13 protein-coding genes are annotated in these 12,271 nt (G+C 66.4%); 1 reads left to right on the top strand and 12 read right to left on the bottom strand.

The features are described 5' to 3' along the window. Positions 1-6 precede the first annotated feature (6 nt). The 8 genes from HG262_RS25360 to HG262_RS25395 all read right to left on the bottom strand — a co-directional run bounded on the left by HG262_RS25360 (position 7) and on the right by HG262_RS25395 (position 7,636). On the bottom strand, positions 7-738 hold the full coding sequence (locus tag HG262_RS25360) for an ABC transporter ATP-binding protein (protein ID WP_169273644.1): 732 nt from the start codon (positions 736-738) through the stop codon (positions 7-9). Continuing rightward, complete coding sequence (locus tag HG262_RS25365) at positions 735-1,496, bottom strand: ABC transporter ATP-binding protein (protein ID WP_169273645.1); 762 nt, start codon at positions 1,494-1,496, stop codon at positions 735-737. The genes HG262_RS25360 and HG262_RS25365 overlap by 4 nt, the downstream gene beginning before the upstream one ends. After that, entirely contained in the window at positions 1,493-2,395 is a 903-nt protein-coding gene (locus HG262_RS25370) for a branched-chain amino acid ABC transporter permease (protein ID WP_211187770.1), read from the bottom strand. Before HG262_RS25370 ends, HG262_RS25365 begins: the two co-directional genes overlap by 4 nt. A 1-nt stretch (position 2,396) precedes the next feature. After that, positions 2,397-3,272 (bottom strand): branched-chain amino acid ABC transporter permease, encoded by an 876-nt coding sequence (locus HG262_RS25375; RefSeq protein WP_169273646.1) that lies wholly within the window; start codon positions 3,270-3,272, stop codon positions 2,397-2,399. A gap of 24 nt (positions 3,273-3,296) precedes the next feature. Then, complete coding sequence (locus tag HG262_RS25380; RefSeq protein WP_248293497.1) at positions 3,297-4,538, bottom strand: ABC transporter substrate-binding protein; 1,242 nt, start codon at positions 4,536-4,538, stop codon at positions 3,297-3,299. 119 nt (positions 4,539-4,657) lie between these two features. Then, complete coding sequence (locus HG262_RS25385; RefSeq protein WP_169273648.1) at positions 4,658-5,857, bottom strand: CoA transferase; 1,200 nt, start codon at positions 5,855-5,857, stop codon at positions 4,658-4,660. A 28-nt stretch (positions 5,858-5,885) separates the two neighbouring features. Beyond that, positions 5,886-6,659, bottom strand: coding sequence for an enoyl-CoA hydratase-related protein (locus HG262_RS25390; RefSeq protein ID WP_169273649.1), 774 nt, complete (start codon positions 6,657-6,659; stop codon positions 5,886-5,888). Then, positions 6,656-7,636: a hypothetical protein gene (locus HG262_RS25395; protein WP_169273650.1), complete on the bottom strand. Its 981-nt coding sequence runs from the start codon at positions 7,634-7,636 to the stop codon at positions 6,656-6,658. The genes HG262_RS25390 and HG262_RS25395 overlap by 4 nt, the downstream gene beginning before the upstream one ends. A gap of 307 nt (positions 7,637-7,943) precedes the next feature. Between HG262_RS25395 and HG262_RS25400 the strand changes: the two genes are divergently transcribed. After that, positions 7,944-8,642, top strand: coding sequence for a GntR family transcriptional regulator (locus HG262_RS25400; protein WP_169273651.1), 699 nt, complete (start codon positions 7,944-7,946; stop codon positions 8,640-8,642). 67 nt (positions 8,643-8,709) lie between these two features. Here the strand turns inward: HG262_RS25400 and HG262_RS25405 are convergent, their stop codons facing one another. From HG262_RS25405 to tmk, 4 genes are all read right to left on the bottom strand, one after another. Continuing rightward, positions 8,710-9,597: an ankyrin repeat domain-containing protein gene (locus HG262_RS25405; RefSeq protein ID WP_169273652.1), complete on the bottom strand. Its 888-nt coding sequence runs from the start codon at positions 9,595-9,597 to the stop codon at positions 8,710-8,712. Positions 9,598-9,635: 38 nt separating this feature from the next. Then, on the bottom strand, positions 9,636-10,406 hold the full coding sequence (locus HG262_RS25410; protein ID WP_169273653.1) for a TatD family hydrolase: 771 nt from the start codon (positions 10,404-10,406) through the stop codon (positions 9,636-9,638). A gap of 70 nt (positions 10,407-10,476) precedes the next feature. Then, on the bottom strand, positions 10,477-11,526 hold the full coding sequence (gene holB / locus HG262_RS25415) for a DNA polymerase III subunit delta' (RefSeq protein WP_169273654.1): 1,050 nt from the start codon (positions 11,524-11,526) through the stop codon (positions 10,477-10,479). Further along, positions 11,523-12,146: a dTMP kinase gene (gene tmk, locus HG262_RS25420; protein ID WP_169273655.1), complete on the bottom strand. Its 624-nt coding sequence runs from the start codon at positions 12,144-12,146 to the stop codon at positions 11,523-11,525. Before tmk ends, holB begins: the two co-directional genes overlap by 4 nt. Between the last annotated feature and the right edge of the window lie 125 nt (positions 12,147-12,271).

The raw sequence follows: 12,271 nt of genomic DNA on the forward strand, positions 1-12,271 counted from the left end.
CCGTCCTCAGGCCGGCGGCCGGGCGCCGGAAGGATGGCCGCCCCGCCCGATGTACAAGTCGCTCATGTGCTGATTGGCCAGCAGCGCCTGCCCCGTGTCGGTCAGCACGATCCGGCCCGAGTCCAGGATGTAGCCCCGGTCGCTGAAGGCCAGCGCCTGACGGGCACGCTGCTCGACCATCAGCACGGCCACGCCGATCTGCGGCAAGCGGCGCACCTCGGCGAACACCTGCTCGGTCAGCGCCGGCGACAAGGCCGCCGACGGCTCGTCAAGCACCATCAGGCGGGGCGACGACATCAACGCCCGTGCGAACGCCAACTGCTGGCGCTCGCCACCGGACAGGTTTTCGGCATGCGTCTTGCGGCGCCCGGCCAAGGCCGGAAACAGGTCGAACATGTCGCGGATGCGCTGCTCGCGCCCCTGCACGTGCTCGACCACCTGCAGGTTCTCCAGCACGGTCAGGGCACCGAACACGTTGCGCACCTGGGGCACGTACGAAATGCCGATACGCACGCGTTCCTCCACGGGCAGCGCCAGCAGGTTCCGGCCGTCGAACGCCATCGCGCCCGTGATGCGCGGCAAAAGCCCCATCACCGCCTTGACCAGCGTGGACTTGCCCGCGCCATTGGTGCCGGCGATGGTGACGATCTCGTTGGCGGCCACCGTCATGTCGATGCCGCTGACGATGTCCACTTCGGCATAGCCGCCGGACAGGCCTTGCATGACGAGCAGACTCATATCACCCCTCCCATATAGGCTTCGCGCACGCGTTCGTTTGCCAGCACGCCATCGGGCGCGCCTTCGGCGATCACCCGTCCCCGGTCCATGACGTACATGCGCGGCACGATCCGCGCCAATTCGTCCAGGTTGTGCTCGATGATCGCCACCGTCAGGCCGCGCTGGTTCAATTCGACGATGCGCGCCGACAGCTCTTCGATGAGCACCGGATTGACACCGGCAAACGGCTCGTCCAGCAAGATGCAGCGCGGCTCCAGCATCAGCAGCCGCCCAAGTTCCAGCAGCTTTTTCTGGCCGCCGGACAGTTTGCCGGCCGGCTCGTCCGCCACCCGCGACAGGTTCAGGAATGCCAGCAATTCATGCACGCGTTCAGCGTTGCGCGCCTCTTCGCGGGCGACCTCACGGCGCGCGAATAGCAGCGCCGCCAGCTTTTCGCCGCGCTGGTCAGGCGCCGCCGCCATCATGTTGTCGAAGACAGTCAACTGACTGAACTCGCGCGGCACCTGGAACGTACGCGCCAGGCCACGGCGCACACGTTGATGCACAGCCACGCCGGTAATGTCCTCGTCCGCGAACCGCACGCACCCCGAGGTGGGCGGGATGTATCCCGTGACGACTGAAAACAGCGTGCTCTTGCCCGCCCCGTTTGTGCCGATCACCCCGACCAGCTCGCCCTTGCGGACTTCGACCGTGACGTCGTCCAGCGCCTTGAAGCCGCCGAAGCTGGCGCTCAGGCTGGTGATGGAAAGCAGCGTCATGCCTTTCTCCTGCGTGTCGACGTGTTGCCGAACAGGCCCTGCGGCCGATACAGCACCACGCAGATGAGCGCGATGCCGATGATGCCGATCCGTACGCTAGCCATCTGCACTTCGGAAATTCCCCCGACGAAGTCCCGCACGAAGCGCGATCCTTCCAGGAATCCGACCAGCAGCACTGTGCCCGCCACGACCCCGCTCAAGCGCCCCACGCCGCCCAGGATGATGGCAATCCAGATATAGAAGGTGATCAGCGGCACGAACTGCTCGGGACTGATGAAGGTCAGGTAGTGCGCCTGGAACGCGCCGGCCAGCCCGGCCAGCCCCGCCCCCAGCATCAGCGACCGCGTCTTGAATTTGGCCGGGTCCTTGCCGAGCGCGCGAACAGCGACCTCGTTGTCGCGCACCGCTTCGATGACGCGTCCGAAGGGGCTGCGGATCACCAGATGGATCAGCAGCAACGCGCCCGCATTCACGGCCAGCAGCAGCACCATGATCCACAGGTCTACGGTTTGCGGCGAGGCCCAGCCGGCGAACAGCCGCGGGATGCCCGGCAGGCCGTGCATCCCGCGCGTCAGCCATTCCTCGGTCTGCAAGACCATGCGCACGGATTCCGAGAACCCCAAGGTCACGATGGCCAGGTAGTCGCTGCCCAGCCGCAATGCGATCATGCCCAGCGGATAGGCCGCCAAGGCCGCGAACGCGGCGGCCGCCGCCATGGACGCCGGCACCGGCACGCCTTTTAGCGACAGCAGCGCCGACGTGTACGCGCCGATCGCGAAGAAGCCGACGTGGCCGAAGTTGATCAAGCCAGTGAACCCGTAGTGCAGCGACAGGCCGAAGGCCAGCAGCATGTAGATCAGGATCCCGATGGCGATTGCAATCAGATAGGCTTCCATCATGTCACCTCGCCGCCATCGGCCGGCCGAAAATACCCTGGGGACGCAGCAGCAGCACGCACAGCAGCACCGCGAACGCGAAGACGATCTTGTAGGCCGGCCCCACCACCAGGCTGGCCACTTCCTGCGCAATGCTGAACACCATGATCCCGACGATCGCGCCCACCGGATTGCCGATCCCGCCCAGGATCACGGCCGCGAACATGGGCATCAGCAATTCCCAGCCCAGCTCGGGGATCACCACGGCCTTCACGCCCAGCAGCACCCCGCCCAGACCGCAATAGGCCCCGGCGATACTCCACAGCGTGACCATGACGCGCCGACCGCGAATGCCGCTGGCTGCCGCCAGCTCGGGGTTGTCGGCCACCGCCCGCATGCGCCGCCCGGTCGGCGTCATGTGCATCAGCGCGAAGACCAGCGCCAGCGCCGCCACGGCGATGCCCACGATGTAGACGTCGGTGGGCAGGATCCGCACGCCGCCGAAGTTCCACGCCCGGGTCAGGGGAAGGTCGAAGGTGTATTGGTCTTGCCCGGCGAAGAACGTGATCGTGCTGCGCAAGGCGAACGCGACCCCGATCGAAGCGATCAGCCGCGACACATTGGAGCGGGACTCCAGCGGCCGGAACACCCACGCATAGAAGAAAAGGCTGACGGCGGTAGTCGCCGCGACGGCAACCAGGCCGCCCGCCAGCATGGATCCGCCGGCCAGCGCCTGGGTAAAAACGGCCGCATAGGCCCCCAGCGTCATGTAGTCGCCGCTGGCGGCGTTGGGAAAGCGGGCAATGCCGAACACCAGCGTAATCGCCAGTGCCGGCAACGCCAGCAGCATCCCGATCACAACGCCGTTGATCCCGGCGTTGATGACGGTGATTGCATCCATCTTATGTTCCCCTTGGATAGTCCGTCAGACTTTGCCGGCGATGACTTCGTTAAGCACCAGCTTGCCGTCGCGGATGTCGAATACGCCGAAATCGGGCACGGTCTCGCCGTGCTTGCCGAAGTCCAGCCGCGACGACGCGCCGTCGTAGTCCACCGCTTTGCCGGCGCGCAACAACGCCTGCCCCTGGGCGAAGCCGCTGACTTTTTCGCCGCCGCCCTCCGCCGTCACCGCCCGGATCTTGCCGTTGATGGCCGCCACGTCCGCTTGAGCGCCCGCCGCCTCGATGGCCAGCGCCAGCGTGATCACCATGTCATAGGACTGGGAAGCGAAGATGTCAGGCTCGCGCTTGGTGCGCTTGCGGAATTCGGCGGCGAAGCGCTTGTAGGCCGCATGTTCGTGCGCGGCGACGTTCGAGATCGAAATGATGCCCTCCGTCGCCTCCTTGCCCAGCGCGCGGACCAGGTCTTCATTGGCGGTCCAGCCCGGCATGATGAACTTGCAGTCCTGGCCGGTCTGGAACCACTCCTTCAGGATGATGGTGGCGTCGGGCCGGTAGGCGCTCAGCGAAATCACATCGGGCTTGGACGCCAGCACCTTGTTCAGCTCGGTGCGGTAGCTGGTCTGGTTCGGCTCGTAGACCGTGAACGCGCTGACGTCGCCGCCCTTCTCCCGCCAGGCGTCCCGGAAATAGTTGGCCTGCCCGACAAAGGTGGAATTGTTGAATGCCATCACCGCCGGCCGCTTGAAGCCGCGCTGGCGCGCCACTTCGGCGAACGCGCGGCCGAACACGGCATTGGACGCCTGGAACATCCACGCCAGCCCCTGCTTGTTCTCGGTCAGCATTTCGGGCGCGCCGCAGGTGTTCATGGTGATGAGCCCCGCCGCGTTGGTGATCGGCATGGCGGCCAGCCCCACCGACGATGGCCAGATGCCCACCACCGCTTCGGCCTTGTTGATCTCGATCAGCTTTTTCACGGCCAACACGGCCGCATCGGGCTTGGTCTGGTCGTCTTCGGCGTACAGCTGGATCTGCCGGCCTGCCGCGCCGCCCGCGCCGTTGACTTCCGCAATGGCGATCTTGATGGCCTCCAGCATGGCCGGACCATACGGCCCGCCGACGCCGGTGATGGAATTGAGCGCGCCCAACCGGAACGGCGGGGCCGCCTGGGCCTGCGCCCAGGCCAGGCCGGGCACCGCGCCCGCGGCCGCCAGCGCGGCGCTGGCGGTGAGGAAATCGCGTCGGGAAAGATGAGTAGGCTGCGTCATGAAGGTTCCTTGCGGCGTGAACATCGTTGTTCAACTTCGAATAGCCGCCGGCGCGTGCCACGCCGGCGTCCCCTGGTGCTTGGATGCGACTTCGGTATTGCCTGCTGCGGATGTCCGGACTACGCGATCACTCCCCTTGCGCGCATGCCCGCGATCCGGTCTTCGGGGACGCCGAAACGCCGCAGCACGTCGTCGGTGTGCTGGCCCATCACCGGCGCCGCGGTGCGCAAGGCGCCCGGCGTCCGCGAGAATTTAGTGGGGATGCCGATGGTCTTCATCGTGCCCAACGCGGGGTGGTCCAGCTCCTGCACCATGCCACGCGCCAGATAGTGCGGGTCTTGCATCGCCTGGCCGAAATCGTTGATGGGTCCGCAAGGCACCGACGCCCGTTCGCAGCGCGAGATCCATTCCACGGCGTCGGCGCGGGCGAACTCGGCCTCAAGGATGGGCTCCAGCTCGGCGATATTGGCCAACCGGTCGGAGTTGGTCACGAAGCGCGGATCGGCGATCAGTTCAGGGCGCTCCAGCACATCGGCGCACAGGCGCTCCCAGGTACGCTGGTTGGCGGCGCCGATCATGATGAAGCCCATGCGCGTGCCGAACGCCTGGTATGGCGCGGACACCCGATGGCGGCTGCCCGTGCCCTCCGGCACGGTGCCGTCGGCGAAGTACGCGGCGGCTTCCCACACGAACCACGGCAAGCCGCATTCGGCCAGGGCGATATCGATGTGCTGCCCTTCGCCTGTCTTCATCTGATGGATGCAGGCGGCCAGGATGGCGTAAACCGCCGTCAGCCCCGCGCCCACGTCATAGATGGCGATGCCGGACTTCAGCGGCCGTCCGCCCGGCTCGCCTGTCATGCTCATGATGCCGCTCATGCCTTGCGCCACCAGATCAAAGCCGCCCTTGCCCGCATAAGGCCCGGACTGGCCATAACCGGAAATCGAGCAATACACCAGGCGCGGATTGATCCGCGACAGCGTCTCGTAGTCCACGCCCAGCGACCGGGTCACGCCCACGCGGTAGTTCTCCACCACCACGTCGGCCCAGCGCGCCAGCTCATACAGCACCTCGCGCGCCTCGGGGTCCTTCAAGTTCAGCGCGATGCCCTGCTTGTTGCGGTTGATCTGTGCGAAGCAGGTGGATTCCCCGTTCACGTAGGGACCCATCTCGCGGGAATCGTCGCCCGTGCCGGTCTTCTCGACCTTGATGACCTCGGCACCCAGGTCGGCCAGCACCATCGTGCAATACGGGCCGGCCATGATCTGGGACAGATCCAGGATCTTGATGCCGGCCAAGGGAGATGCAGCTTGAGTCATGTCGGATCCGTCTCGGGTCGGTGGCCGGTCAGCGGCCGGTGAATTCGGGAACCTGCTTACGGGCGAACGCCTCGCGTCCGCGCCGATAGTCTTCGGTGCCGAAACAGGCGTAGGCCTCGCGGCGCTCGGCATCGGTCAACGGACGCCCTGCGCGCAACTGGCCGGCAAACCGCTTGTGCCAGCGGTTCACCAGCGGCGCGGCGGCGGCGATGCGGCCCGCCGCGGCATAAGCCTGCTCGACCACGCGCTCGTCATCTACGACGCGGCTCAGCAAGCCTTTCGACAGGGCTTCCTCGGCGCCGAAAACATGGCCTTCCAACAGGATCTCCAGCACCCGCGTGGCGCCGATGACCGCAATCAGGTCCGCCATTTCCTGGTGGTCGACGGTCAGGCCGATCCGATTGACGGGGATGCCGTAACGGCTGCCGCGCCCGGCGATCCGGATGTCGCACAATGCCGCCAGCTCCAGCCCGCCCCCCACGCATACGCCTTCGATGCAGGCCAGCGTCGGATGGCGCAGGTGCTTCAGGCGGTCGGTCATCGACAGCGTGAAGGCGGCATAGTCCGCCGCCTGCGCCGCGCCGTCGCGATCGTCGCCAAAGCCCGCAATGTCGCTGCCGGCGCAGAACGCGCCGCCCGCGCCACGCAGCACCACGCAGCGCACGGCGTCATCGGCATCCAGTTCGCCCATGATCCGGCCAAAATCCCGATACATGTCCAGCGTGAAGGCGTTGCGCTTGGCCGGGCGGTTCATCAGCACGGTCGCCACGCCGTCCTGCCCGACGCTCAGATCGATGCTCATGGCGCCTCCGCGAGCCGAAGTTCGGTGCCTTGCAGCACCACGCGGCCGTCCAGCGTAAGCGTGGCGTCCGTGACGATGGTGTCGTAATGCGCCGCCGCCTTGACTGTGCCGCCGATGTAGGCGCTGGTACCCAGCGCCAGTTGGATCGACCCGTACACGGACTCGTCCGACAGCATGGTGCCGTCCAGCTCGCAGCGCGGATTCATGCCGACGCCCAGCTCGCCCAGGTTGTAGACGAGCGGGTCGTTGAAGCTGGCCAGCAGGTCGCGGAACTGGCGGGCCACCGCGCCCCCTTCGATCGCCACGGCCATCCCTTTCTCGATATGGATGCGCACCGGTTCGTCGCGGATCAACGACACGCCGGGGATGCTGGCGTTCACCACGATCACGCCCTCGGCCGTTCCTTCCACCGGCGCCAGGCTGGATTCCAGGCAATACCCGGCCGAAATATCGGTTGTATTGGCGAAACCGTGCAGGGCCCTGCCCCGGCGGCCGGCGATGCTCATGGTGACGTCGGTGCCCAGCGCTGTCGTCACCCGGGCCGTATCCGCCCGTGTCAGGGCGTCGGCCAGACCTTCGATCTGCGGGCGCAGGGCGTCGAAGTCAGCCTCCCAGCCCTCGGCCAGGAAAAAGTCGGCCTGATGCGATTCCGGCAACACGATGACCCCCACGCCGGCCCGGGTCGCCTGCTGGCGCGCATCCGTGTGTGCGGCATTGGCGCGGGTCAGCGCGATCACCAGGTCGGCGGCCTGCATGGCCTGCGCCACCACGGGCGAAAACTGGCGGCCGTGGCGCGTGGACCCGGCGATCTGCAGCAGGTTCAAACCCGCGCCCGCCTCGTCCACGGCGATGGCCAGCGGCTCGACATTGTGGTCGGTATGCAGGTCGTAGAGCACCAGCACTTCCATGCCGGACCGGGCGGCCCCCAGCTGGCTGACGACTTTGCGGGCGTTCTTCAGTTTCAACAACGTATGCATGGAATACCCCTTATGCCGCGTGCGGCGCACGAAACACCGGCGGGCCATTGGCCACGCCTGGCGCCACGGCGGCATGCGGCCGCTGCAGGCAGGCCGGGCATTGCGGACCAGGAAATTGAGATGACTGCACAGCGTCTTTCATTGCCCTGAGCTCCTTGGATGCGTGGGTAAGCCGACGAAGTGAAACCACTATATTCTTGTGCGTTTTATTGTGTCAACGACAATTTACAATTTAGCATTCTTGATTGTGCACAATCTTGAGTTCAAAATAATGCTATGCTTGCCGCGACTCAATCCAGGTGCCTACATGCCCACCAAACGCGCCCATCCCCCCTCTGACGCCGTCACGACAGAACAGCGCAAGGCGGCCTCGACCCACGACGTCATTCTTGATCTGCGGGAACGCATCGCCTCGCAAGCGTTGCTGCCAGGCACCCGCGTACCCGAAGAGGACTTGGCCCGCGCCTACGACATCCCGCGCGCCAAGGCGCGTGAAGTGCTGGCCACGCTGGAAGACCGCGCGCTGGTGGAACGCGTGCCCAACAAGGGCGCCGTCGTCGCGCTGGTGGACATGGAAACCACGTATCGCCTCTATCAGGTGCGTGAAGCGCTGGACGGGTTGGCCGTGCGGCTGGCGATCGCCAATGCGAAGCCCGCGGATTGGGAAGCCATGCAGACCCTGCTAGGCGAGCCCTTCGAGCAAAGCCTGAAGAACGGCGACATCGAGGCCCATGTGGCCACGATCGAGCAATTCCGCAATCACGTGAAAGAACTGGCGGGCAACCCCGTGCTTAGCGACATGATCGAACGCATCTACGACCGCACCCGCGTGTCGATGCGCCGCGTGGCGTTGCTGCCGGGCCGTTCAGAGATGGGAATCAAGCAATACCGCGCCCTGCTGGACGCGATGGTTCGCGGCAACGCCGACGAAGCCGAACGTTGCGTGCGCGAATTGAATGCCAGCGCCCGCGAATATATCGAGCGCTACAAAAACTACGTGATTTAAGCGGTGGCGGAGTGCCGCGGCGCGGGCCGGCCAGCCCTGGCTGGCGGCCCCGCCGACCCAACTGGCCTCAGGGGGAGGCCGGCGTGTCGTAGTTGTTCAGCCTCACGCCCGACACGCCACCCACGCTGGGCGATGCCGCAGGCGCAGGCGCGGCCGCCGCCGGAGCAGGCTGCGCCGAGGGTGTCGCCACTGGGACAGCGGCTTCCGGGACCGAGGCCGAGGCCGCTTCCCCGCCCTCTGGCGCCGGATTGGCCGCCCGGCGCGCGCGCTTGGCATCGTCGGCGCTGGCCACCATGGCCGTCAGTTCGGTCGCCAGCGACGCCGACTTACCGTTGCGGGCCCAATCGGCCGCGCTCTGCCCTTTCAGATCGCGCGTCGTCACATCGGCGCCCGATTTCAGCAATAGATCCACCATCGCCTTATTGCCGCCCAGCGCCGCCATCATCAGCGGCGTCTCGCCGCCAGGCGCCGGGGCATTGACGATGGCCTTCTTTGACAACAGCAGGCGCGCCATCTCCATCTGCCCCTTGGAAGCTGCGTAGTGCAACGGCGTCCAGCCCAGCCGGTTGACCTCGGCCCCGCGCGCGATCAGCTTTTTCGCCCGTTCGGTCTGGCCGGCAATCGCCAGGTACATCAACGGCGTCTCGCCCGCCGGATTCTCGGCATTCACGTCGGTACGCTTGTCCGCGGCGATCACGTCGAATACCTTCCAGGCGCCATCCACCACCGCGCGCATCAGCGCGGGCTGGCCGTTCTGGTAGCGCACATTGGGATCAGACCCGTGGGCCAGCAGGTCCTTGACGTCGTCGGGATAGTCATTGGCGACATACACCCACCAGTCGCCCGCGTTGGCGGCGTGCGCCAGAGGCGCGGCCAACCCGATGGCCAGCGCCAGCAGCGCTCCCCGGCAATGCGACAACAGGATGTGACGGGCGGTAAAAGCGTGGGCGGTCATGGCTATCCTAGAAATCACATTAAATAATCAGGTTTAACTTATTTATTTATCTTACTGAAAAGACGGAAGAAATTGTCCGTGGAAGCCTGCGCCACTTCCGCTACCGTGATGCCCCGCAGATCGGAGATCTTCTCGGCCACATGGATCACCTTGGAAGGATCGTTGAGCTTGCCCCGGTACGGCACCGGCGCCAGATACGGCGAATCCGTCTCGATCAACAGACGGTCCAGCGGCACCTTGGCGGCCACTTCATGCACGACCTGGGCGTTCTTGAACGTAACGATGCCCGAGAGCGAGATGTAGAAGTTCTGGTCCAGCGCGGCTTGCGCCACGTCCCAGTTCTCGGTGAAGCAGTGCATGACCCCGCCCACCTCGGCCGCCTTCTCTTCCTGCAACATGCGCACCGTGTCCTCGGCGGACGAACGCGTGTGGACGATCAGCGGCAAGCCCGTATCGCGGGCAGCGCGGATGTGGCGGCGGAAGCGCTCGCGCTGCCAATCCAGCGGTTCCGACAGGCGGTAGTAGTCCAGACCAGTCTCGCCGATGGCCACGACCTTCGGATGCTCAGACAACTGCGCCAGCGCTTCCGGGGTCGGGTCCGGCGTGTCTTCGTAGTCGGGATGCACGCCCACCGAAGCCCACAGATTGGAATGCGGTTCGACCAGCGCCATCAGGCCGGGCCATTCGGGCATATTGACGCTGACGACCAGCGCGTGCGTCACCTGGTTGGCGGCCATGCGGTCAAGGATGGCTGGCAGATCAGCAGCCAGTTCCGGGAAATTCAAATGACAGTGGGAATCGACGTACATGTTTTGACTACGAGAAAGGAGCCGCGGCGCCTCATCCCGTTGCCGGGAGAAACGCCGCTGGATCAGGGACTTACGCCTGGCAGGATAGCACCACGCGTTGCAGGGTGGCGTGCGCGAAAAGCTTGGCGTTCAGCGGATGAGTGGCCAGCGCGCGCTGTCGCGTCAGCCAGCGCGCGGCTTCGGCCACGCGCGCGCGGTCCATGCGGGCGGCGACCTGGACGACGCCCGTGGCCAGGGCCGGAAAGTAACGCACCGGTGCGCCTGCGCTAGCCAGCATCAGATCGGTATACACGCGTTGCAGCGCGTCGATCCATTCAGTGGCGGGCACTTTTTCCAGCGATTCGGCCAACGTGCCAACATCAGGCGATTGGCCCTGCGCAAGGGGGCCGATCAGTTGCGACAACCACGGCGGACACGGCGCGTCGCCCGCCTGCGCCAGGCGCAGCGCGGCCAACGGCGCGCCGCCAGCAGCCGCCAACCATTCCCGCGCGGGTTCGACGTTCTGGCCGCGCAGCCATTGCAGCGCGGTATCCGGATCCGGCGCCGGCAGCGGCAAACGCCGGCAGCGCGACACCAGCGTCGGCAGCAGGCGGTCCGGGGCGTCGGCCACCAGCAGGAAAACCGTATGCGGAGGCGGCTCTTCCAATACCTTGAGCAAGGCATTGGACGACACCACGTTCAGCGCGTGCGCCGGGTACAGCAACGCCACGCGCCACCCGCCCCGGTGCGTCGCGGTGTTGAACCACGACTCCAGCGAACGGATCTGGTCGATGCGGATTTCCTTGGACGGTGCGCGCTTGGCGGAGCCGGTGGCGGGTTCCGCGTCTTCAGCAGGTTCGGCGGCGTCAGCCCCCTCTTCCACGGCCACGGCTTCAGGCCGGATACGGCGCAAGTCAGGGTGGTTGCCGCTGGCGAACCAGGCACAGGCGGCGCAATGGCCGCAGGCCAGACCGTTCTCGGGCGTTTCGCAAAGCAGGCTCGCGGCCGCGGCGATCGCGAAGTCCAGCTTGCCGATGCCGGCCAGGCCGTGCACCAGCCAGGCGTGGGCGAAGCGGTCGCGATTGCCCAGCCAGGCCCGTGCCGTGTCCATCTGCCAAGGCAGGAATTGGGGGGCGCTCATGCCTCGGCAGCCAGCAATTCGCGCAGCCCGGCTTCCAATTCCGTGCGGATCCGTTCGATGGACTGCGTGGAATTCACGATATGGATGCGGCCCGGATCGGCCTTCGCGCGGGCGTGATAGGCCTCGCGGGTGCGCTCGAAGAATGCCGCGCCCTCGCGTTCAAAGCGGTCGGGTTCGCGCGCATCGGCCAAACGGGCGCGCGCCACGTCCAACGGCACATCGAAGAGCCAGGTGCGATCGGGCTGGCCCGCCTGCATCCAGTCCTCCAGCACGGCGATGCGCGCGGCGCCCAAGCCGCGTCCACCGCCCTGGTAGGCGTAGGTCGCGTCGGTATAGCGGTCGCACACGACCCACGCGCCGCGCGCCAGCGCCGGCTCGATCACCTGGCGCGCATGCTCGCAGCGGGCCGCGAACATCAGCAGGGTTTCCGTGTCCAGCCCCATCGTGTCGGTCAGCACCAGCGCGCGCAGCTTCTCGCCCAGCGGCGTGCCGCCGGGTTCGCGCGTGGACACCACGTCCACGCCCTGCCCACGCAAAAAGTCCGCGATCCAGACGGTATGCGTGCTCTTGCCCGCGCCGTCCACGCCCTCCAGCGTAATGAAGCGTCCGCGTGAGGTCATTGATCTTGTCCTTGTGCTGTTTCTGAATCGGTATCGGGGCTTGCGCTCCCGGCCGGCCCGGGATCGGCCGGCGTGGCAGCGGGCGCGGCCGGCGCCCCCGCCGGTGCGGGCACGGCCGCGGGTGC

Source organism: Achromobacter sp. Bel, from assembly GCF_012928505.1.
Lineage (GTDB): Bacteria > Pseudomonadota > Gammaproteobacteria > Burkholderiales > Burkholderiaceae_B > Achromobacter.

Coding starts and splice junctions, on each gene's coding strand:
- HG262_RS25360 (WP_169273644.1), bottom strand. CDS start 738: ATGAGTCTGCTCGTCATGCAAGGCCTGTCCGGCGGCTATGCCGAAGTG.
- HG262_RS25365 (WP_169273645.1), bottom strand. CDS start 1,496: ATGACGCTGCTTTCCATCACCAGCCTGAGCGCCAGCTTCGGCGGCTTC.
- HG262_RS25370 (WP_211187770.1), bottom strand. CDS start 2,395: ATGATGGAAGCCTATCTGATTGCAATCGCCATCGGGATCCTGATCTAC.
- HG262_RS25375 (WP_169273646.1), bottom strand. CDS start 3,272: ATGGATGCAATCACCGTCATCAACGCCGGGATCAACGGCGTTGTGATC.
- HG262_RS25380 (WP_248293497.1), bottom strand. CDS start 4,538: ATGACGCAGCCTACTCATCTTTCCCGACGCGATTTCCTCACCGCCAGC.
- HG262_RS25385 (WP_169273648.1), bottom strand. CDS start 5,857: ATGACTCAAGCTGCATCTCCCTTGGCCGGCATCAAGATCCTGGATCTG.
- HG262_RS25390 (WP_169273649.1), bottom strand. CDS start 6,659: ATGAGCATCGATCTGAGCGTCGGGCAGGACGGCGTGGCGACCGTGCTG.
- HG262_RS25395 (WP_169273650.1), bottom strand. CDS start 7,636: ATGCATACGTTGTTGAAACTGAAGAACGCCCGCAAAGTCGTCAGCCAG.
- HG262_RS25400 (WP_169273651.1), top strand. CDS start 7,944: ATGCCCACCAAACGCGCCCATCCCCCCTCTGACGCCGTCACGACAGAA.
- HG262_RS25405 (WP_169273652.1), bottom strand. CDS start 9,597: ATGACCGCCCACGCTTTTACCGCCCGTCACATCCTGTTGTCGCATTGC.
- HG262_RS25410 (WP_169273653.1), bottom strand. CDS start 10,406: ATGTACGTCGATTCCCACTGTCATTTGAATTTCCCGGAACTGGCTGCT.
- holB (WP_169273654.1), bottom strand. CDS start 11,526: ATGAGCGCCCCCCAATTCCTGCCTTGGCAGATGGACACGGCACGGGCC.
- tmk (WP_169273655.1), bottom strand. CDS start 12,146: ATGACCTCACGCGGACGCTTCATTACGCTGGAGGGCGTGGACGGCGCG.